The 23,049-nt window shown below is 34.7% G+C and carries 20 protein-coding genes; 8 read left to right on the top strand and 12 right to left on the bottom strand.

Annotated features, from left to right (window positions below; all coding sequences use genetic code 11):
* The first annotated feature begins 144 nt into the window (after nucleotides 1–144).
* The 8 genes from ACIPKN_RS07115 (at nucleotide 145) to ACIPKN_RS07080 (ending at nucleotide 8,525) form a co-directional block, all read left to right on the top strand.
* Nucleotides 145–663 (top strand): RNA polymerase sigma factor SigV, encoded by a 519-nt coding sequence (locus ACIPKN_RS07115; protein WP_400934590.1) that lies wholly within the window; start codon nucleotides 145–147, stop codon nucleotides 661–663.
* Nucleotides 656–1,537, top strand: coding sequence for an anti-sigma-V factor RsiV (rsiV, locus tag ACIPKN_RS07110; RefSeq protein WP_400934588.1), 882 nt, complete (start codon nucleotides 656–658; stop codon nucleotides 1,535–1,537). Before ACIPKN_RS07115 ends, rsiV begins: the two co-directional genes overlap by 8 nt.
* A 514-nt stretch (nucleotides 1,538–2,051) precedes the next feature.
* Entirely contained in the window at nucleotides 2,052–3,176 is a 1,125-nt protein-coding gene (locus ACIPKN_RS07105; RefSeq protein WP_400934586.1) for an endospore germination permease, read from the top strand.
* Complete coding sequence (locus ACIPKN_RS07100; protein ID WP_400934584.1) at nucleotides 3,176–4,636, top strand: spore germination protein; 1,461 nt, start codon at nucleotides 3,176–3,178, stop codon at nucleotides 4,634–4,636. The genes ACIPKN_RS07105 and ACIPKN_RS07100 overlap by 1 nt, the downstream gene beginning before the upstream one ends.
* Nucleotides 4,633–5,790, top strand: coding sequence for a Ger(x)C family spore germination protein (locus tag ACIPKN_RS07095; protein ID WP_400934582.1), 1,158 nt, complete (start codon nucleotides 4,633–4,635; stop codon nucleotides 5,788–5,790). Before ACIPKN_RS07100 ends, ACIPKN_RS07095 begins: the two co-directional genes overlap by 4 nt.
* A gap of 538 nt (nucleotides 5,791–6,328) precedes the next feature.
* A complete protein-coding gene (locus ACIPKN_RS07090) occupies nucleotides 6,329–7,090 on the top strand; it encodes a TerC family protein (RefSeq protein ID WP_323655280.1) in 762 nt (253 codons plus the stop codon).
* Nucleotides 7,091–7,276: 186 nt separating this feature from the next.
* Nucleotides 7,277–7,909, top strand: a complete 633-nt coding sequence (locus tag ACIPKN_RS07085) for a Bax inhibitor-1/YccA family protein (protein WP_142507004.1) — start codon at nucleotides 7,277–7,279, stop codon at nucleotides 7,907–7,909.
* Nucleotides 7,910–8,015: 106 nt separating this feature from the next.
* A complete protein-coding gene (locus ACIPKN_RS07080; protein WP_248716244.1) occupies nucleotides 8,016–8,525 on the top strand; it encodes a ferritin in 510 nt (169 codons plus the stop codon).
* 111 nt (nucleotides 8,526–8,636) lie between these two features.
* On the opposite strand, the gene ACIPKN_RS07075 is transcribed toward ACIPKN_RS07080, so the two are convergent.
* From ACIPKN_RS07075 to rbsK, 12 genes are all read right to left on the bottom strand, one after another.
* A complete protein-coding gene (locus ACIPKN_RS07075; protein WP_400934580.1) occupies nucleotides 8,637–10,106 on the bottom strand; it encodes an ankyrin repeat domain-containing protein in 1,470 nt (489 codons plus the stop codon).
* Nucleotides 10,076–10,705, bottom strand: coding sequence for a DUF5780 domain-containing protein (locus tag ACIPKN_RS07070; RefSeq protein ID WP_400934578.1), 630 nt, complete (start codon nucleotides 10,703–10,705; stop codon nucleotides 10,076–10,078). Before ACIPKN_RS07070 ends, ACIPKN_RS07075 begins: the two co-directional genes overlap by 31 nt.
* A 13-nt stretch (nucleotides 10,706–10,718) precedes the next feature.
* Complete coding sequence (locus ACIPKN_RS07065) at nucleotides 10,719–11,057, bottom strand: hypothetical protein (protein WP_400934576.1); 339 nt, start codon at nucleotides 11,055–11,057, stop codon at nucleotides 10,719–10,721.
* A gap of 350 nt (nucleotides 11,058–11,407) precedes the next feature.
* On the bottom strand, nucleotides 11,408–12,715 hold the full coding sequence (locus ACIPKN_RS07060) for a DUF4179 domain-containing protein (RefSeq protein WP_400934575.1): 1,308 nt from the start codon (nucleotides 12,713–12,715) through the stop codon (nucleotides 11,408–11,410).
* Complete coding sequence (locus ACIPKN_RS07055) at nucleotides 12,716–13,225, bottom strand: sigma-70 family RNA polymerase sigma factor (protein WP_400934573.1); 510 nt, start codon at nucleotides 13,223–13,225, stop codon at nucleotides 12,716–12,718. It lies immediately after the preceding gene.
* 545 nt (nucleotides 13,226–13,770) lie between these two features.
* The gene (locus tag ACIPKN_RS07050) at nucleotides 13,771–14,952 is read right to left on the bottom strand and encodes an iron-containing alcohol dehydrogenase (protein WP_400934571.1); all 1,182 of its coding nucleotides are present in this window, start codon (nucleotides 14,950–14,952) and stop codon (nucleotides 13,771–13,773) included.
* Nucleotides 14,953–14,969: 17 nt separating this feature from the next.
* On the bottom strand, nucleotides 14,970–15,815 hold the full coding sequence (ahlS, locus tag ACIPKN_RS07045; protein ID WP_400934570.1) for an AhlS family quorum-quenching N-acyl homoserine lactonase: 846 nt from the start codon (nucleotides 15,813–15,815) through the stop codon (nucleotides 14,970–14,972).
* A gap of 96 nt (nucleotides 15,816–15,911) precedes the next feature.
* Entirely contained in the window at nucleotides 15,912–17,333 is a 1,422-nt protein-coding gene (locus ACIPKN_RS07040) for an aldehyde dehydrogenase family protein (RefSeq protein ID WP_400934568.1), read from the bottom strand.
* 99 nt (nucleotides 17,334–17,432) lie between these two features.
* Nucleotides 17,433–18,428: a LacI family DNA-binding transcriptional regulator gene (locus ACIPKN_RS07035; RefSeq protein WP_400934567.1), complete on the bottom strand. Its 996-nt coding sequence runs from the start codon at nucleotides 18,426–18,428 to the stop codon at nucleotides 17,433–17,435.
* Between the two features lie 90 nt (nucleotides 18,429–18,518).
* Nucleotides 18,519–19,751 (bottom strand): RtcB family protein, encoded by a 1,233-nt coding sequence (locus tag ACIPKN_RS07030; protein WP_400934565.1) that lies wholly within the window; start codon nucleotides 19,749–19,751, stop codon nucleotides 18,519–18,521.
* 140 nt (nucleotides 19,752–19,891) lie between these two features.
* Entirely contained in the window at nucleotides 19,892–21,742 is a 1,851-nt protein-coding gene (locus tag ACIPKN_RS07025; protein ID WP_400934564.1) for a dynamin family protein, read from the bottom strand.
* A 233-nt stretch (nucleotides 21,743–21,975) separates the two neighbouring features.
* Complete coding sequence (gene rbsK / locus ACIPKN_RS07020; protein WP_400934562.1) at nucleotides 21,976–22,857, bottom strand: ribokinase; 882 nt, start codon at nucleotides 22,855–22,857, stop codon at nucleotides 21,976–21,978.
* Nucleotides 22,858–23,049 lie beyond the last annotated feature (192 nt).

Raw genomic sequence — 23,049 nt, 5'->3', positions numbered from 1 at the left:
AATTAATGCTAGATAAATTACTAATTATTTTCCTTTAATGTTAAAAAAATAAGATAATTTTTTTATACTATCAACTTTTTTCCCCTTTCACACGTCTAGTAGTTGTATACAATTTGAAAATGTTATAAAGGAGCTTCTTTGGACATGAAAACAAGAAATGCATTTCAACATGAAGAGGTGTTTGTCCAGTTAATTCGTGAACAGAAAGAGCGTTTTTATTTGCTCGCGTATAGCTATACGAAAAATGAACAGGACGCACTTGATGTCGTACAAGACAGTATTCAAAAAGCAATGCTTTCTCTAGATCGACTAGAAAATGTCGAGTATATGAAAAGCTGGTTTTACAAAATCGTCGTACGTACATCTATAGATTTTTTACGTAAGCATAAACGCTTACAAGTAACAGATGATGATACATTGCAATATTTAACACCTGCACAAGAGGATGTCTACGAAAACGTTGATTTAGAACATGCGTTAGAAGACTTACCTATAATGTACCGTGAAGTTGTTATTTTACATTATTTTGAAGATTTAAAACTCGCTGATGTTGCAAATATTCTTAACATTAAGCTGAGTACTGCTAAATCACGTCTTTATAAAGCGCTAAAACTATTGAAAATACAGTTGGAAGATGTGAAGGGAGAAACAGCACATGGATGAAAAATTAAAAGAATTAGAAAAACAATATAATGAGGTATCTATTCCAAAGGAGCTTGATTTTGTGGTTGAAAACGCATTAAAACAAGGTAAAAAGAACAGAAAAAAAAGAGCACCACAATGGTTACTTGGATCTGCGGCAGCTGCAATGCTTTTTACAGCTGGTTTAAATGTCAGTCCTGCAATGGCACGAACACTTTCAGATATTCCTGTTGTTGGTAGTGTCGTAAAAGTCTTAACTTGGACTGAATATGAAGTAAAAGAAGAGACATACGATGCGGACATTAAAATACCTTCTATTGAAAACTTAGAAAATAAAGATCTTGCTAATGCTTTAAATGAGAAATACCGTTCAGAAGGTAAAGCTCTTTATAATGACTTTATTGCCGAAGTTGGTGATTTAAAGGCTAACGGTGGCGGCTTTTTAGGCGTAGATAGTGGCTACGACGTAAAAACAGATAATGACCAAATCTTGTCGATTGGTCGTTACACTGTCAATACAGTAGCATCATCTTCTACAACGATGCACTACGATACGATTGATAAACAAAATGAAATTTTAATTACACTGCCAATGCTATTTAAAGACGATCGTTATATTAAAACGATCAGCGATAACATTATCGAACAGATGCGCAAACAAGCCGCTTCCGACTCAGATAAAGTATACTGGGTAAAAGGTGCAGGGCATGAAGAGGTTACGGACAACTTTACAGCTATTAAAGCAGACCAGCAATTTTATATTTCTGATAAAGGGAAACTTGTGATTTCCTTTGATAAATATGAAGTGGCACCAGGCTATATGGGCGTAGTAGAATTTGAAATCCCAACAGATGTCCTTAAAAAGGATCTTGTAAGCTCTAATTATCTTCATTAATCATTTGCAATAAAGTGAAATTTTAATCCGTGGGGGTTTCTATACCCACGGATTATTAATTTTCACCAATCGGGCTTTTACGGGCTGTAAGTCTCCCACCTCACTTCTTATTGTGGGGAGACTTACTGCCCTTTAAAATATAATTCTAAAAAACGAGGTATTTGAATCGTCAATTACCTCGTTTTTTTCTATAAAAAATTTTTTCATGAACTATAGCAATTATGCCTCGGCATAATTGCGTCCGGAATCGGCTTTAACTTCTTTCAGCGGATGTTTTTTGTACCGAAAGCGTAGCGACAGGTACAGATGTTTGGACACCCACTGAAAAGTGACTTAAAACCGCTTTCACTTCACCACCTATAAAGGTTGGGGACTTCTGTAGCTGATTCTTTGCTTTCGCTACCAACTGCTGCAAGAAGTTAAAATTCTCTTTTCAGAGTAGTTTGTCATACTTATAATCCCCTCACTTTTTGTCTAAGCTAAAATGTATCAATTAACGTTAGAGGGTTTTTATATGAAAGGTGTAGGATCGATTAGTATTTTACATGTTGTCTTCTTATCTATGACTGTTATTGGCTTAAAAAATCACGTGACAATTATTCCCCCACTACTCGACGTTGTAGGGAGAGATGGTTGGGCATCTGTATTAATGGCTACTGTTATTATATTCTTCTGGCTATTTCTTTTAGTTTATATTCAAAAAAAGACGAATCAAGAACCTATTAGAGACTGGTTAGATGGGAAAATCGGGAAAATAGGCTCTACAATTGTCATCTATATTATCGTTATTTATTTACTCATTTTAGCTGCTTTTACGATGGTTGAAACATTGCAATGGGTAAACACAACGTTTTTACCTGAAACACCGGTCATTATATTATTACTCATTTATACGATTCTTTGTATTTTACTCGTTACAACTAGCTTACAAACCATTGTTATGTTAAATGTCTTTGTATTATTTGGTGTAGTAGTCTTTGGTTTTTTTGTAGCATTTACAAATATACAGGTAAAAGAATATGAGTTATTACGTCCATTTTTTGAGCATGGATTCCACCCCGTTATTAAAGGGATGGTTTACCCGGCATCAGGATTTATTGAATTAATCATACTGTTATTTTTGCAGCACCAATTTAAAGAACGTCTTCGTTGGTATCATTTAGGCATCATACTTTTCATTTTAATGGGGCTTACTTTAGGTCCACTCCTTGGAGCAATTGCAGAATTTGGTCCTACCGAAGCCGCAAAGCAAAGATATCCTGCCTACGAGGAATGGGGACTAGTATCAATTGGTCGCTATATTGAGCATCTTGACTTTTTCTCAATATACCAATGGCTTACTGGTACATTTATACGAGTTAGCTTCCTCTTATATGTTATAGCGGATTTATTGAAAATGACTGGGGCCCCGAAGCAAATATGGAGAATGCTAGCTCCACCCTTCTTTCTACTGTGTCTACCGCTAATTATTTTAAATGAAAACATATTTTTGAAGGTGAAAGGGAACTATATATTAACAGTGACTTTTATTTTCTTTTTTCTTCTGTCAATTTTTTTCGTACTAGTAGCGTTCTTTTCAGGTAAGTCTTCCCCAAAAAAGAAATCTGAAAAACAAGAGATGGAAAGTGGTGAATCATAATGTCTCAGCAGGAGAAGGTGATAGATCTAAACACCTTAAAAAAACTATTTCAAAAATCAGCAGATATTCAATTTCAGGAATATACATTTAATCAAAAAAAGGTTCAATTCATTACCTGTGATGCAATGATAGACCAGCAAATGCTCAATGAAGTCATTATTCGGCGTGTTCAGTATCTTTATGACAATTTAGCTGATACAACCTTTGAAGATAATATTACACAGCAACTTCACATCCCGACTCTTCAAAAAATCAAAGATAAAGAAGAAGCCATTACCTTTGTATATACTGGTTTCCTACTGCTTTATTTTGAAGAGGAAGAACTTTTATACGCTAGTAATATTGCTAAAAAGCCTAATCGAAATCCTGAAGAAACGAGGATGGAAGTTCTCGTTAAGGGACCAAGGGATAACTTTATTGAAGACATCCGGGTCAACATTGCACTATTACGAAAACGTTTACCTACGAATTCTTTTTGTGTAGAAAAAATGGAGTTAGGCAAACGTTCAAAAACAAGCGTGGCTATTCTTTATTTTGATGATATTGTCGATATGGATATTTTACACGGAATTAAAAAGCAACTGACAGCTGTAGATACAGATATTGTCTTTAGTGGGGATATATTAATGGAGCGGGTTAATAAAAACTCCAAACTTTTCCCAAAATTCGATTACACAGGACGACCCGATTATGCTATTCAGGCTCTAATTAGAGGACGCTTTCTTATTTTCGTCGATGGTGTAGCATATGGCATCATCACACCTGTTAATTTATTTTTATTATTAAAATCCGCTGAGGATAATGAATATCCAATCGTTTTCAGTTCTATAGAACGACTTTTGAGGATCGTTGGCATTTTAATCGGTTTGCTATTGCCTGCATTTTGGCTCTCTTTGACGACCTATCATCAAAATCAGCTACCATTCCAGCTTTTAGCAACAGTCGTCCAATCAAAAACAGGTTTACCTCTCCCTTCCTCTCTCGAAATGCTAATCATGCTACTTATGTTTGAATTGTTTCGAGAAGCGGGCTTACGTCTGCCTTCTGTTATTGGTGGTACGATAAGTGTAGTTGGAGGTTTAATTATTGGTGATGCAGCCATTCGCGCTGGTGTGACAAGTCCAGAAATGATTGTCGTTATTGCGATCTCTACAATTGCATCATTTACTCTTGTGAACCAATCTCTTGTCACAACCATCAGTATATTGCGTATTGCGTTCATTCTTGCCAGTGCTTTCTTTGGTTTATTTGGCTTTTTCATCTCACTTTACTTTACACTTCTTTACTTATGTAACATCCGAATTTACGGTTATTCTTACATGAATCTTGCAACAGATTTAAATTGGACAACTATTAAAAAATCGATCTTCCGCTTATCACCAAAAGGCTACACCGAGCGTAATAAAGCACTTGCACCCCAAGATAACACACGTACATCTAAAAGCAGGAAGAAACAATGAAGAAAAAAGTTATTTTACTGTCAAGCTTAGCTACTTCACTCCTTCTCTCAGGATGTTGGGATGTTAATGAAGCTCAAAGAATGTATTATGTAGATGGACTTGGTATTGATTATAAAGATGGTCAGTATGTAATATACATGCAATTAATTAACTTCACCAATGTTGCAAAATTCGAATATCCTAATCCTCAAACAGTACAGGCAGAAGTTGGACAATCTAAGGGAAAAACAATGGAAGAAGCACTTTATAAATTATTTCAATCCGTCGACCAAAAAGTGTTTTGGGGGCATATGACATTTATAATTTTCTCCGAGGAAGCGATGAAAAATAAAAATGCCCTCTCCATTATAGACACTGTGTTGCGGTATAGGGAAACAAGGTATCAAATATGGACCTATTGTACACAAGATTCTATAAAAGACATCCTTCTTCTAACGCCGATTTTGAATAAATCTCTTATATCATCAAAGCTTAGTACTCCTTTAGATACAGCTGATAAAGAAATATTCGTCGAGCCCGTTAATTTCCGAAATTTAGTTATTGGCTTAAATGAACCAAATCACGAAATTGGTATCCCTTATGTAACGATCAGTAATAACTGGGAAACTGCAGAGCAACAAGGTCAGGAAACTGCCTTAACAGGGGTCGGGGTACTTTCTAAAAGTGGGTTTAAAGGCTTTATAAAGAATGATGCTGCAAGAGGCATGCAATGGATGCATAATAGAACGCACCGAGGTGAAATAACCTTTAAGTTAGATGATAACGAAACAGATTATTTGACAGCAACATTGGAAAAAATAAAAGTAAATATTGAACCACTTGTTAAAAATGATCAAGTAACATTTGATGTCCATGTAAAAATAAATGCAATTTTAAATGGTTTCAAAACGAATATTTCAGAAGATGAAATAAGAAAAAAGATTATAAAAGAAGTGAAGAAAGAAATTCGAACAACGTATAAAGAAGCATTAACGAAAGATATTGATATTTATCGCCTTTCTGAACATCTATACCGAAAAAATGTGAAAGTATGGAAAAAGATAGAGAAAGACGGAAAGATCCCATTAACGCCAAGTTCTATTAGTAAATTAGAAATAGACGTTAACCAAGTAAATTCTGGCCGTAAAACATTTACGGGAACATTTAATGAGTAATCTAAAAATATCCCCTTAAATGTACATAACTATTTAAGAGGATATTTTATTTTGGATTAAATATAAATAAGACTTTATTTATTCATTTTCACATTCAATTTATCTTGCTATTCCCCAAGGAGTCACCCAGTCGGTACGAAGTTCAACATATGGCAATATGCTGCGATATTGTCGAAATAATTATTTTTACCACAAAAAAATTAACATATCTTCACATATTGATTTGCAATTGATGATCAGCATGCTATAATTCATGTATAAAGAATTGAATAGCTTTTGACAATTATGTCAAAGGGGAGTAGCTAGCAGATGTAAACATAGCATCTGATTTCACATTCGTCATTACATGGTTATTTACCATCGGGTGTGAAGGCATATCTTGGCGTACAGATATTCTGTGCAACAACCAATTAATTAGCTTAGCAAGACCTTTGCCTATTTTTTTAGGCATGGGTCTTTTTATTTTGCCTAAAAAAGCAAAGAATAAGTTGAAAGCAATTTATTCATTTCTGTTCAAAGTATAAAGGAGGAAATACATTTGGAGGCAATTTTACTAGAATACGCATGGGTCCTCGTCGTATTAATTGTACTAGAAGGTTTATTAGCTGCAGACAATGCCGTTGTTATGGCTGTTATGGTTAAGCATTTACCAAAAAATCAACAGCAAAAAGCATTGCTATATGGTTTAGTGGGAGCATTTGTTTTTCGTTTTGCGGCACTATTTCTTATTACAACGCTCGTTAACTTCTGGCAAATTCAAGCTCTAGGTGCTGCCTATTTATTAATTATGTCAACGAAGCATATTTATGATTCCCGAAAAGCCAAACAAAATCCCGAGGAAACTCAGGAGAATAAAAAACAATCTGGTTTCTGGATGACCGTACTGAAGGTTGAGTTTGCTGATATTGCTTTTGCCATAGATTCAATATTAGCTGCTGTCGCCATTGCAGTTACACTACCTCATATCGGAAATTTCGATGTTGGCGGCATTAATGCTGGGCAATTCGCTGTGATGTTTTTAGGTGGTATTATCGGTGTTATTATGATGCGTTTTGCTGCTCGTTGGTTCGTGAAAATACTCGATAATTATCCATCACTTGAAACAGCTGCCTTCTTAATCGTTGGTTGGGTTGGTGTAAAGCTGGCTGTTCTAACATTAGCACACGAAAAACTAGGTATAATCCCACATGAATTTCCACACTCAACACTTTGGAAGGCCATTTTCTGGATTGTCTTAGTTGCAATTGCCCTTGGTGGCTATTTAGTTGGTGTGAAAAACCAAAGGAAAAATGTAAAATAATGAAAAAATATTACCCGGTCTAGCGAAGGCCGGGTATTGTTTGTATCATCAAATCGTGGATACTTGGTAACCAGTTAGCACCACATGATGATAATAATACATATTTTTTTATAGTTGAATCTTTTTCAATGTTGATTCGTATGTTACTATATAAAAGTTATTTTACAAAAGAAAGGATTTTTCTATATGGCGTATGCTAAAAATCAAAACTTAAATAAGATCTTAAAACACTTTGCTTTTATGTGGGTATTAACAGTTGTCGGAATGTACATAGCAACATTATTACCTCCTGCAATTGTCATGCCAATATCCATTATTGCGCTTGTACTTCTTATCATTGTCATTTTTGTACGAAACTTGAAGCTTGCTAATTCTATTATGTATACAATCCCCTTTTTAATGGGAATTTCACTATTTTGGACAACACAATTTTACATTGTAGAGCTAGGGCAACAACTTGTTTTACTTGTTTTCGTAGCGACTGTAGCTATTTTTATTGTGCTAGCACTGATAGGTATGATGATGAATAAAGACATTTCCAATTGGGGAACCTATTTATTCACCGTATTAATCGTCGTTATTGTATTTTCATTAGCCTTTATGTTTTTCCCTGTTAGCAACTTGGTCGCTTTGATTATTGCAGGAATTACTGTACTACTTTTTAGTCTCTATACGGTTTATGACTTTAACCGAATCCGACATAATCACGTTTCAGATGCTGAAGTAGTAGGCATGGCTTTAAATCTATACTTAGATTTCATTAATTTATTTGTCAATCTTTTAGAAGTCATTTGGCGTTTAAAAAATGAATTTGATTAAATTTCATAATTGAGAATAAAAATCAATTAAATTGCCACACTGTCCTTCTTCGCTGTATACTAAAAGAGATGCAGCAGGTATTTACTGCAAAGGGAGGAAAACTTTTATGTTATCTGAAAAACTACACACAGCACTAAACGAACAAATGAATTTTGAATTTTACTCTGCGCATGCTTATATGGCGATGGCGGCATATTGCACAGATCAAGATTACGATGGCTTTGCCAACTTCTTTTTAGTACAGGCTGAAGAAGAGCGCTTCCATGCGATGAAATTTTATAATTTCCTAAGCGATATGGGCTACCGTGCAACAATCCATGGCTTCGATAGCCCAGATAACCATTTCGAGTCTATTTTACATGCCTTCAAAACTGCTCTTTCACACGAGAAGGAAGTGACTCGCCGTATTTATAATCTATCGGATATCGCTTTAGACGAGCGCGAGCATGCGACAATGGCTTTCTTAAAATGGTTTATTGACGAGCAAGTGGAGGAAGAATCAACATTCGACACGTTAATTCGTAAAATTGAACGCATTGAAAATGATTCTAATGCCATCTTTATGCTTGACGCTGAATTAGCGACACGTTCATTTACACCAGATGCTGAAGCTTAAAATTTACTAGTAAATTGAGTCATTTTTTATTCATCCTCAATGTTTTAGTCTTACTTAACATTTACGCAGGAAGATTAAAAATGACTCTTTTCTTTTACATATTATATGGACTTAATCAAAATAGCCACTATAACTAAGAAACCCTACTTCTTCGTTTGGTTTTAAAAGCAATAGTTGATCTGTACCCTTTAAGTAAAATAACGGCGCTTCATCATTGACATACGGTTCTCCTAAATCTTTATACCATTTTTCATTTAGCTGTTTAGAATAAAATTCAAACGATATGTTTTCAATCTTATCGCTTTTACCTATATAAGAACAATATTGCGTCTCTATATCTTGTCCTGTACTGTCTTTCAAGTAATAAAAATCACAGTCTATTTCACCATATGCGGTATCGAACTGTTTCCTCTTAGCTGGTTTTCCTAACTTATTAACTACATCTTTTCTCGAATTACCTAGAGCAATTCCATTAACCATAAAACCATTCTTTTGTTTATCAATCTTAATAATAAATCTACCTTGCTCAAATAATCCCACCAAAGATTTATTAGACTTTTCAGCTATCTCTTGTGCTGAGTCACCGCTACTATTAACAGTTTTTATATCTGCCTTTTTATTAATTAGTTCTTCAACAGTTTTTTTATCCCCATTTACTATCGCTAAATATAATGGTGTTTGCCCTTGTTCATTGAATCCATTTACATTTGTTCCCTTTTTTATCAATTCTGCTAAAAAATCAAAATTATCTTTTTTATGATTTAGGAGAACATGGATTGCATTATTTCCAAATTTATCAACCTTATTAAGATCTAGTCCTTTATCTATAAATATTTGAACTACCTCTTTATTTTGAGTAAGAATAGCCGTTTCGTATGTATTTTGTCCATCTATATTCACTTTCTTTAAATCAATATCCAGGTTCAATAATTCTTTTATTAATGCTGTATTGTTTAACTGCTGTAATAAGGCTACTTGAACTATATTGTTTCCCTCGTTATCTACTTCTTGAAGATTTACTTTCATTTCATTAATAAGGTATTCAATCATCTCTCGATTCCCTGTTTTCATTGCAGAATATAGAACGGTATGCCCCAGCTCATTCTTTACGTCCATATCAATACCGTATTTATGAAAATCTTTTAATATTTCATATTGTTCATTATTGATTGCAACATGCGCAAGGGTATCCTTGTCTTTTCCAACTCTGATACTTCCCATTCCTTTATTCATTAAGGAAATAGCTAATTTTTTATTAGGTAATTTGATGGCTTCACTTATTGAATTTTCGCCATCTTTGTTAACAAAATTAGCATTGGCCCCGTTTTCAATCAAAAAATTTATATCATTCATATTTTGACTTTTTACTGCTTCAATCAAAGAGACATCCTTATCTTTTAATAAAAGATAATTTTCCCATGAAAAAGTAAACTTTGTTATAAAGCCATAAGTTGCAATACCAATAAGCAATAAAAGACTGATTAACACAGAGCTATATTTAATCATTTGCTTTACTTTTTTCTTAAATATTTCTTGTTGGCGTTCTTTTTCTAATAGCTCTTTCTTTTTTTTCTCTTCCAACTGTTTTTCATATAATTTAATTTGGTCATTAATCGCTTCTTCATTATTATAATAGAAAGAACATGATCTTTTTCTCTTTTGCAACGCTTACATGTGTTCATATTCTCTACGTTAAGACGTCCACATACACATGTCCATTTATCATTCAATATTTGTGAATAATAATATTGTGCATCATTTCCTTCATGTGTTTTTACAAACGTTAATAGCCAAGGGTTATTAATTTCTTTTAGTTCTACTTTTTCTAGCTCTGATTCAGTTTGAGTCCATGTAGTTCCATCACTAAAAAGTACTTTCTCAATGACTATATCAATGTTTCTTGCATGTGGAAAATTTTCTAATGAAATTTTTTCATTGTCACCAAATGCTCGGTTAGGACCTATTGATTCAGGTAGCTGAAGTTTATATTTAAAGCTATTTGATTCCCAACCAACTGGCTCACCAAATTGATCAAAACAATAAATGGTAGCATTAAAGCCTTTAATTCTATTTTCTGAAATATTATTAAATCTAAATGAGCAATAAACCTTACCAGTTTCTTTACTTCTATAAAGCTGATACTTAAGCACTTCAATTGGACAATTTATATCAACTAACATACTATTCCTCCGATTAATTTAACAACTCAAATTCTTCTTCTTGAGGCTTCATACAAATTTTTAAACTTATGTCTTGAAGTAAGGAAATAATTTTCGCTATGGCTAGAAAGAATATTCCTGTTAATATAATAGATATTGCTAATACTAAAGTTGTAGTGAGATGAGAGGTATAACTATCTTTTAATACAAAATATCTTTCTTCTATAAGGTTATTATCATAATGTTTACGAGTCACTTCTTCCCAATACTTCATATCCTCCCTTTCTTCTTTTAAACTTGAGATTTGAGATAAAGCAAAAATTATAGCGGAAACAATTAATATCACACTTGTTATCTGTAGTACTAATTTCACCAGTATGCCCTCCATATAATAAAATAATATCTATTATATACCAATTATTCATTATTTGCTATTCATTTCCTAGGAAAATATTCATAATAACTTTCTTCTTCCTAATACTTTATTCATTATTAAAGTTTGTACTTTTTAATAAAAGGCTGTTTAACTTGATTGTTGTTTTTCTCAAATTAAAAGCGTATTCTTGTGGCAAATACTTATAATCTACCCTTTTAATTTGTCAGAACCAACTTTCGTAATAATTAAATATCAACACCGTAATTAAACAGAGCCTAAAAAAAAAGAAACGCTAAAAAACTAACATTTCTCTTTTTCTTACTTATTTCGGCACCGAAATTCCACCTCTATTTCAGTGGAATATCAACTGTTTGAGTTCCATCTAAAAAGTTTTCATAATGTGAGAAATAGATACGAACTGGGTTGATGATTCCCTTCATGTCATATGTTTCGGTTTGTTCGATTACGTATTCATCAGGTCTATAGTGACTTACTGAATTACTGATAACACTTTCGCCATTTGCATCTATGGCCGTGCCAAGTAAACCGATATTTTTATTTTCATAAGAAGTTGGAACATTTATTGTTACCATGTGCTTATTAACTTGAACTTTTAAGCCTGGGAGAGGTGGTTTCGATAGCACTTTCTTTTGGTTAAAATCTACCTCTATAAAATCTTGCCCTTTCGGCAATACTTTTACTTTTCCAATGGATAATGTTAACTTTTTGGGCTCTCTAAAATAATTACTTTGCATAAAGAATGTCGCTTCCCAATCCATAAAATCCCCTGTAGCTGTTATGCCATTATTAATCGTCGTCCATTCCTCCCCTTTTTCATCCAATAGACGAATATCATCAAATCCTAAAATACGCTGATCATTATGTGGATCGAGAGCGATTGTAACACCTGTACGGAGCGGTGAAATTGATACAGACTTGATGATGATTTGCTGACCTTCAAAGCTCATTTTTTCATTCAATACATAGGACTTCGTTTTCGCTATTGGCTTTTTAAGTGAAAATGGGATCGTAAACTCTGTTTGTTTTTCATCTGCAAATTGTATATATAGTTCAAAATTAGCATTGTCATAATTTATAGGATTTTTAAATGAAGCCGCAAATTTATCTTCAATCAAAGATGTTTCTTTTTCGCTATACCAACTGTAACTTATTCCAGCGGGTAATACCTCACCATTTAGACGGAGCTCCATTTTCTTGATTGCTAAATCATGAACATCGAACGGTGCCGAAAATGTATAAGGCAATATCATACCTGTTTCATCAGCAATAACTCCTTGAAGTGTAAATGATACACCATTTTTCGTTTGTGACAGTCCTAGTTCCTCATAATAGTTGTTATGGAGTATATCTTTGACCCCTTTATCATACGTAATCATCTCTACTAACGGAGCAAAGCCTGGGATTTTTGCGATGGTATTCGCAAAAGCTGGAGATACACGGATAGACGTTACAAAAAGTAACAGCAATGCACAAGTAACAGCACTGCTTTTCCATATACGTTGTCGATTACGCTTTTCTTTTTGGAAGCGTATGACACTTTTCCTATGCGACTCTTCTAAATGCTCAAGTGGTATGTCAATTTTCGCTAGTTCTTTGACAAAAATATCATAATCATGCTTTTCTACCTGTTTCATCTATAGCTCTCCCTTCTCCGTAAAATATAGTTTTAGCTTTTTCAATGCCGCATGTAACCTTGACTTCACAGTTCCTTCTGGAATATTTTGAAGTCTAGCAATATCCCGATTTTTATAATCTTGAAAATATTTTAGAAAAATAAGCTCTTGCTGCTCTTTTGGTAGCTTTGTAATGATATCTGTCATTTCAAAACGCTCATAATTGGGGGCATTATCGCTGATTTCTATGTCTTCTTGCAAATTAAGACGACTGCTTCTTTCACGCATATCATGGCAAATATTGAGTAAAATTCGGACAAGCCACGTACTAAAATAACCTGGTTCTTTGACGGTATGTATCTTTTTTAGGCTTCGATATGTAGCTTCTTGTATTGCTTCAATGGCATCATGTTCATTTCTTAAATAGGAAAATGCCATACGGTACATCGTCTGTTCATATTGTTTTATTAGATGTAAAAAAGCATCTTCGTCCCCAGCTATCGCACGCTTCACCAATGCTTGTTCATCCATCACATACACCCCCTTCTACTTATTAGACAGTCAAGCTGACATTTTCGTTCGATTTATTTTTAATTATTTAATCAATTGTAACAAATTTCATTTTCATTTATATTCTGTATCTATTACTTCATAGAATTTAAAAAAGGGCTTCTTTGATTGTTGCTGTTAAAACATAAAAACAGAGTTAATCTACAAGATGTGTAGAATCAACTCTGTTTTTATGTTTTCTTAAATCGAATATTTCACTAAAGCACTCCGTTACTTTAAGTGTATTCCTTCACAATCTTTAATTAATAGGTGTTAATATTCAATTTTCATTTGATGAAGAAAAATTAGTTTTTTCCATTAACAAGGAACTTAACGAAGAGGATTATTCTATTATTTTTGCAAAACCAAACAATAAAACCATTGCTGTATTAAAAGAGCATACGGATGCTTTGGAAATGTTTAAACATTATTTACCTGGAAGTAGTTATTTCACTAACAGGGACTTTAATCTTTGAGAAAGCTCCTAAAAAGAGAAACGCCCGCAATCAACGTTTCTCGTATCTTCTTTATAGTAGTTGTGGTTCTCGAACTTCTCCATCAAATGCAGCTCGATATATCGAATAGATATCTTCTCGCTTAAGCGGCATCGGACTACGTGCTAAAATTCTTGTTTGCATTGTCGCATCATCCGTTAGTTGTTCCAGTGCTAATTCTGGTATATTAAATCCTTGTAATGTGGACGGAATATTAACGTCCTTCACAAGTTGCTTCAATGCATCTACACATTTATAGGAAGCCTCTTCTTGCGATAAATACGCAGATGAAATACCCATTGCATCTAAAATATCTTTCATACGTTTTTCGCAACTTTGACGAATATAGCCCATGACATATGGTAATAGCACTGCGTTGGAATCTCCATGAGCAATATGGAACTGGCCACCAAGTGGATAAGCTAAAGCATGTACTCCTGCAACACCAGCATTGAAAAAGGCTAAGCCTGCCAAATAACTTCCATAACTCATATCCGAGCGTGCCTGCTTATTTTGACCGTCATGCACTGCAGTTCGAATGGAACCACTAATTAATTTAATGGCTTGTAGTGCAAGTGCATCAGTTACTTCATTGGCATTTACAGAAACATAAGCCTCTATTGCATGTGTTAAAGCATCTACGCCTGTAGCAGCGGTCACTTTGGGTGGTAAGGAAATCGTTAACGCAGGGTCTACAATGGAGACATCTGCTAATAAGTAATCATGTGTCACAACATCTTTAGTCGTTTCTAGTGATAGCACGGATATATTTGTCACTTCTGAGCCTGTTCCAGATGTAGTTGGAATTAAAACCTTAGGTAACCCTTTATTTTCAATATTTTTTGTTCCCGTTAAGTTTAAGTAATCTGCCACTTTCCCATCATGTGTTGCCAATACAGCGGCAAGCTTCGCTAAGTCTAATGCACTTCCTCCCCCTAGACCAATCACTAAATCAAAATGATGTTTTCTTGTGAATTCAACTAGTTTCTCACCAATTGCGAGCGGTGGCTCTGGGGCAATATCGGTATAAATAGTTGTAGCGTACCCATTTTCAAGTAATGGCTTTTCAAGATGATCTGTTAAACCTAACTCTTTTAAAAATGGATCTGTGATTATTAAAATATTATTTGCTTTCAATTTTTCTACTTCCGGTAGTAGCTGACTCAAACAACCCCAGCCTGTATAACTCGCAGGAGTAAAGGTTAATTTATGCATAATTGTTCTACTCCTATCTATTCATAATAGCCTTCTGTCGATTTTCTAAATGACTTAAATTGGACTGAATCATGGCCAAACCACACTTGCGAATTTGTTTCATTTGCTAATCTTCTAATTCGTTCAACCGTAGAATTATAGCCCACAGAATCATATAGTATTCCTGGTGGCTTGACAGGCGGCCCAAAGCTTTCAGCGGTGTAAATGGCATCTGAAGCTAAAATAATTCCACCCGTTTCTGGCATATTAATATGCAAACCTAGCATTCCCCAAGCATGACCGCTTCCAAAATTCAAAACTTGGATTCCTTCTGCAAGTTTCACATTATCCTCACCACGCTTAATTAATCGCCATTGTAAATTGTTTTTTATCCACATATCAATGTCACCCCAAATATAGGCACCTTCTTTTACATTTCTTGCGTATGTTTGTAAAGTTCCATTGAATTCATCTTCCTGTACAATAATCGTTGCATTTGTAAAAAGCTCTAAACAGCCTGCATGATCTAAATGTAAATGTGAAGCTACAACATATTTAATATCTTCTGGACGCACATTTAACTCTTCTAAACGATGATGTAAATAGCAATCTTCTGGCATATTAATCGGGAATGCTTTTTGAGTAAATTCACCCCAGCGCCCTTCAGATCCCATTGAATTTGGGTTACATGCTGTATCAAATAATACTTTTCCTTCTGGATGATCAATTAATACTGTATAAACTGGAAGCTCTATAAATTCATTTGGCTGGTTTGGATGATCAATCGTTGCAGGGTTATGCATGGCAATCAGATAGTTTTTATCCATTCGTATTGTTCCATTACCCATAACATACAATTTCGGGTGCTGTTTGATTATGTTCATTTACAACCATCTCCATTTCGGAATCATTTATGCCTCGACATAATTGTAGCTGTCGCTTTGCTTTCGCTACATAAAAACATTTGCTGCTGAAAGAAGTTAATTGTTATTCCAAATCACTAGCTTCATTTCTGTCATTTCCTCAACTGCATATTTGATTCCTTCTCGACCGGTTCCGCTTTCTTTAATGCCGCCATATGGCATATGGTCAACACGGTATGTTGGAACGTCATTAATAATGACGCCTCCTACTTGTAATTTCTTTGAAGCTTTAAAGGCCATCTCGATTGAAGGTGTAAATATGCCTGCCTGTAAGCCGTAATGTGAATCATTGACAGCATCAATAGCTTCTTCTATGGAAGAAACAGAATTGACAATTACAACAGGTGCAAATATTTCCTCACAAGATACACGGCTTTGGGAGGATACATTATATAATACTGTTGGAAGTAAAATATTATTTTCAATACGACCACCTGTCAGTACTTCGGCACCTTCTGCTACCGCTTCTTCTATCCATGTGACAGCACGCTGTTGCTCAGTTTCTGAAATCATCATCGCTAAATCCGTTGTTACATCTAATGGGTCCCCTATTATTAGCTGTTCTATTTTTGCTTTTAGTTTTTCTAAAAATACATTCATCATATTTTCTTTTACATATATACGCTGTAGGGAGATGCAAACTTGACCTTGATTTGCAAAAGCCCCCATCACAATTCGGTCCATAATCTTATCGAGTTGAATCCCTTCATCAACAATAACACCAGCATTCGAACCAAGTTCTAATGTGACTTTCTTTAAGCCAGCGCGATTGCGGAGGGAAATACCTACAGCAGGACTTCCAGTAAATGTAATCATCTTTACTTTTGGATGTGCTAAAAAGGCATCTCCTACTAGTTTTCCTTGCCCAGTTACTAAGTTAAATGCACCTGCTGGTAATTTTGTTTGTGCCAATAATTTTGCTAAAAAATGAGCAGATAACGCTGTTTGGGTTGCAGGCTTCAAAACAATCGTATTTCCAGCTGCTAATGCGGGTCCAACTTTATGGGCTACTAAATTTTGCGGAAAATTAAAAGGCGTGATAGCCGCAATAACGCCCAATGGCTCTCGAATTGTATAACCAAATCTACCCTCTCCACTTTTAGATGCATCCATTGGAATCATTTCACCAGATAGTCGTTTAGCTTCTTCTGCTGCAAATTTGTAAGTTTCAATCGTTCGATCAATCTCAGCATAGGCATATTTTAAGGGTTTAGCTGATTCTAGTGAAATAATTCTAGCTGCCTCTTCTCGATTTTCTGCAAATAGATCCGATAATTGTTCTAAAATTTCTGCTCTTTGAAATGCTGTTAATGCTGCCATTTCGGCTTCTGCTGCATGAGCACTTTCAATTGCATGCTGCACATCATCTTCAGTGGCCATAGCAAATTGAGCAATGGCCTCTTTTGAGTAGGGAGCTTGAACCTCCATAAATTCATCTGTCATTTGCCATTGTCCATTAATAAATAAGCTCTTTTTCAAGACCTTACTCACTCCTCTCTTTTGATGGTTACGTATTCATTTCTGAAAATAAAAAAATGAATACGTAACCATTTTGATTTTTAAAAATAAACTGAGGCCTCAGTTTATTTTTTTACTTGTTGTATTTCTCGGGAAAAGTTTAACAGATTCTGTTTGTTGGATGCAATCACTTTTTTTCTCCATTACCTCAAATAACTTTTCAATAGCAATAAATCCGAGGTTTTTTTCGGATTCTAAACCTACTGTTGTTAAAGCAATTGAATGGTGCTTACTGAGCTCCACATTATCAATGCCAATAACATTAAAATCTTGAGGAACATGAAAGCCCCTCTCTAAGCAAAGGTTTAAAATTTCAATAGCAATTGCATCTGTTGCGGCACAAATAGCGGTAGGCCTCGTAGGAAATTTTAGTATTTCCTCAAATACTCGTTCAATATCGTCTTTTTTCGTATTTGTAAAAAATGCTGGCACTGTATTTATATCTATACCGCTGTCCTTTAATGCATTTTTAAAGCCATTGTACCTTTCAAAAAAAGTACTGATTTCATGTGGGCCGCCAATCCAACATATGTTACGATGACCTAAAGATAAAATATGATTCGTCGCTATATAACCAGCTTCCACATTATCAATTTCTACAAAATACCTGTTTTCTCGATGCTTGCGATTATACATGATAAAAGGTACGCCTAGTTTTTCAAGCTTAAAAAATAAGTCATCTTCATATAACATAGACGATAAAATAATCGCATCAGCCCTAGTTTCCAAAACAGAATTATAAATAGAATCTAAATCATCTTCCGTACCAAAATAAACATTTACTTTATAGCCCCGAGCAGTAACATAATTAACGATTGCAGTAGTTGTATCGACAAAAAAAGGATTATGTAAAGGCCCTGATATCAAAGTAATAATGCCAGTTTTTTTCTGTACAAGCGATCTTGCAATATCATTTGGAATATAGTTTAAATCCTCAATTGCCCGCATCACTTTTTCAACAGTTTTCGGCTTTACGAGTTCAGGAGTATTTAACACCCTTGAAACCGTTGTTTGAGAGACACCCGCATACTTAGCCACATCTTTTGAAGATACCAAAAAACCACCCACTTCATCTTTGTAAGCCTATTTTATACCATTAAAGAAATAATGTTAATAGATAAGAGTAAATGCAAGTACTTTCTATTATTAGGAATTTTTTTGATTTTTTCGCTCATAAGGCTTAACGGCTTCGCTAGCTTTAAAATTATAAACAGGTGTAATTACTTTTATTATATCTGCAGTTTCCTCGAGAACAGATGTAATTTCTGACATCGGCTTATATGCCATTGGGGCTTCATCTAATGTTTCTTCGTTTACGGATGTTGTCCAAATGCCTTGCATCATTTCTTTAAAATCTTCCATGTTTAGTGCTTCTTTTGCAGCACGGCGAGAATACATTCTCCCTGCCCCATGTGGTGCTGAGTAATTCCAATCTGCATTCCCTTTCCCCATACAAATAAGTGAGCCATCTCGCATATTCATAGGAATAACCAGCTTCTCCCCTTTATTTGCTCGAACGGCTCCTTTTCTTAACGTCATTGTTTCTGTATCAATATAGTTATGGATCGTATCGAATGTTTCGTTAAAACGCCAGTTCATATGCTTGGAGATTGTTTCGGCAATTGTCCAACGATTCATCCGAGCATATTGCTGAGCAATTTTCATATCGTGAATATAATCATGGAAATACTCACCCTCTAAATAAGCTAAATCTTTTGGTACAATAGGATTTTGCTCTTTAAAAGCTTTAATCATCGCTTGAATTTCTTTTTCGCGCCCCTGATATTTCAGCTCGGCAATTTTATCTTTTAAATCTTCTTGTTGTAATGTTTCATAGGCTCTTTTTTGATGCCAATTCGCTACCTTAGCTCCGACATAACGCGACCCAGTATGGATAAGTAAGTAGTGTGTGCCTGCATCGTCTTTGGCAAGCTCTATAAAATGATTGCCTCCCCCAAGTGTACCAAGCGATAAATTCGTATAGTCATCTTTTAAACCACTTGCTACAAACTGTCTCCCCTCGAATTCAACAAAATGACGTGCAGAAGATACTTCCTGATGGATATTCTGTCCGCTTGGTATATGTGCTCGAATTGTAGTATCAAGTTTCGAAAAATCGATATCCGTCTCATTTAACTCAGCTACAAATACACCGCAACCAACATCAACGCCTACAAGATTAGGCACTACACGATTTTGAAGTTGAATCGTTGTGCCAATAACACAACCCTTCCCTGCATGATAATCTGGCATAATCCGTACTTTTGTTCCTTCCATAAAGGCTTGATTTGCCAATTCTTTAATTTGATCGATAGCTGATTGTAAGGCTGTATTTGAATAAATTTTCGCTTCAGTAAAACGTCCTTTAATTTGAATCATGTTAATCCCTCCTACTATCTATACGAAAACCGTCTTATTTAGTTCCAATTTTAGCCAATTAATCCATTTGTAAAAAACCGGAAATACATAAAAAATGTTCTAAAATTATAAATTAATTTTAGAACATTTTCTTTTAACATTTATTCTTCATATTGAATATCTAATTTTTTCGGTATTTCTGGTATATCGTTTGATTTTACATCTACTTCTGTTAAAGCTAACGTATGTAATGGATATTTTTTCTGAACATCGAAAGGAATTGCAATGCTCTCCATTTTATTGTTCATTTGACTACGTGCAAGTAGCCCATTATTTGTCAGGTCAATGCTTATAATACTGTTAATCGTTTCTTTTAGCATTAAAATATCTTTTTCTTTTAACGGCATTTGTTCGTCCATTAAAAATGGTTGAATATTTTCTTTAATATAGCCCTGCGCCTCAATTAAACAAGAAAATTCATTTAATTTATTTGCGTATAACTTTAATTGGCGCTTTTCTTTTGAACGTTGGTGATTTAGCTCTTGCACTTTTTGCTCAATGCGTTCCAAACGTTTTTTCGTTAACTCCATAAGATAACTTTGTATTGAATAAATGGACTGAAGCATCGTTGCCTCCGCTTCTTGCACTTTTTCATATTGTGCAATACAAACAACTTGCTGCTCATTTAACTTGTTGACACGTTCCTTGAAAAATCCATTTTGTGTATGCTGACCAAAAATAGCTTTCATAAGACCTTTTCCATGAATTTTTTTATGCTGAGCGTCCAATCGATCATATTCACGTATATAATCGCTATGCATATTACGGTATTCCCGTAACATTTGTTGATAAAAAACAGCCTTTTCTGTAAAGCTTTCCACAATTTCATCTTGAAAATAATCATTTTGTGAAATGGTTTGTAAAAGTTGGTATAATGTTTGAACATTTTCAAATACGTTGGCAACCTGCTCGTATTCTTGCTCATATTCAGTTACAATCGCTAAATCACGTTGATAGCGTGAAAATTCGTATTGTGTATCGCCTGCATACTTTTCAATGTTCTCAACTGCAGATTGGAATGGATCTCTTTGTGGAATAACAGTTAATTCGAAGCGGAATCGTTCAAGCCATTGCAAGAAGCGAATTAAAATGCCATACGTTTTCTTATCACTATTTTCTGCAACTCGATGAATTTCTGAAATTAATTGCTCATACTGACTTTTCTCCCAAAGCTCATCACTCTTAGTCTGTTTAGCTTCAATCGCTTCTCTTGCAGAGATAGCAACAAAATCACTTATTAAATACCCAATTCGTTCTCTCTCAGCATTAATAAACGCCTGCGTATTGTCATTTGAATCTATGGCATTGATTACACAAAGAGGCTCAACACCTTTGTTTTTTAGCGTTTCCATCAATAATATTTCAGGATAAATAGCCATCGAACCTGAGCGTAATACCCAAAAGATTTCGTCAACACGGTTCATCAATGCCTCTGGGAAGTAGGCTATTTCTCCTCCCCCAGCTTCCAATGAAACAGAATCAATAATTGTTACTGATTTTAATAAATCGTTTTTCAAATATACTTCTAAGTAATCTAAATGTTCTCGTAGTATTTGAGATGCAAAAGTATCGCTAGTTGTCAATAATTCTAGCTTGCTCATATCAAATATTGCTACAACGCCATCTAAAAAATAAGCCTTTATTTCTTCATGTTCACCGTATCGCAAAAATGTATTTACCCCTGTTGGATGCTGATCACTAACAGGCAAAACTTGACGTCCTAAAAGTCCATTTACAAGTGTTGTTTTTCCAACACGCTCTTTCCCAACAATAAGAATCATCGTTTCGTTGTTAGCATCTTGAATGATACGATTTAAATGTTTAGCTGTATCTTTTACATAAGTATTTTGTACAATAATGCCATGTAATTGGCGCAAATGGTCAACAAGCTGTGGCAAAATATTATTCGCTGAGGCTGTATATTCGATCGGAACATTACCAATATTTGTCATCCCCAAAACCTCTTTTCGTATGTATCTAAAGTTATTATAAATGAAAATATTCATTTATTAATATATAGTACTAAGAAATAACGACAAAAAAGGACAATATACTTAAATGCAAACGTCACAAATAGGTAATAAATCTTATGTTTTTAAACAGGTTATCTCAGATACTATTATTCATTCAGACTAAAAGAAATAAAAATTATTATTATAATTTCGTAAGAGAGTTAGTCTTTCCTTCATTCTTCCATTCCAGCCATACGTGAGTAAACCGCTCCAAGTGTTGGCATTCCACCTTGTGCACCGAATTTCTCCACTGATAATGAAGCTGCAATATTTGCAAAATACACTGCCTGATCCAATGATTGCCCTTCTACTAAAGCATAAGCGAGTGCACCGTTAAACGTATCACCTGCACCTGTTGTATCTACTGCTTTCGTCAAATAGCCCGGAACATGAATAGGATATTCACCATCAAAATAGCGTGCGCCATCACTACCTAGCGTAATAATCATTTTATTAGGATACTTTTCTAATATTTGTTCAACATCATCTCCAAAAATTTCGGCACACTCCGTTTCATTTGGTGTGATATAGGCAATATCCTCCATCCATTGCACATCAAAATTAGCCGCTGGTGCAGGATTTAATAAAACAGGTACATTCGCTTCTTTACAAAGTTTTATTGCATAAGCGGTCGTTTCCGTTGGGATTTCAAGCTGCATAATTACCATTTGACTTTTTTGAATGATTTCTTTCGCTGCCTCTATATGCGCAGGCATTAACTCATAATTTGCCCCTGGTACTACTATGATACGGTTATCATTATTGTAGATTAAAATATTAGCAATCCCAGTAGGTGCCGATACGCTTGTAATAGCTTCAGTTTGAACATGCTCTTGCTGTAAAACATTGCGCAATGTTTCGCCAAAACTATCGAAGCCTACGCAGCCTATCATTGTGACTTCACTTCCAAGACGTGCTGCAGCAATTGCCTGATTAGCCCCTTTTCCTCCTGGAATTGTTTGAAAATCTTTACCAAAGATCGTTTCACCTTGCTTTGGAAAAACCCCCATTTGTACAACTAAATCCATATTTATGCTACCTATAACTGTAATCATCTTTTGACCTACCTTCCATCTTATTTTTCCATTTTAACTGAGAAAGCAGTGGAAAGACAGGCCATTTATATTTGAAAATTATGGGGTACTGATCTTCTTACTCAATGTTCTGCAATGCAGTTTTTCATCACCCTATATCAATTATGCCTCGACATAATTGCATCCGGAATCGGCTTTGTCCTCGCACAAAGA

Source organism: Lysinibacillus sp. NPDC086135, from assembly GCF_044746345.1.
GTDB lineage: Bacteria > Bacillota > Bacilli > Bacillales_A > Planococcaceae > Lysinibacillus.
The sequence above is the reverse complement of the archived record's forward strand: the minus strand, read 5'-3'. Positions and strand labels throughout refer to the sequence as shown.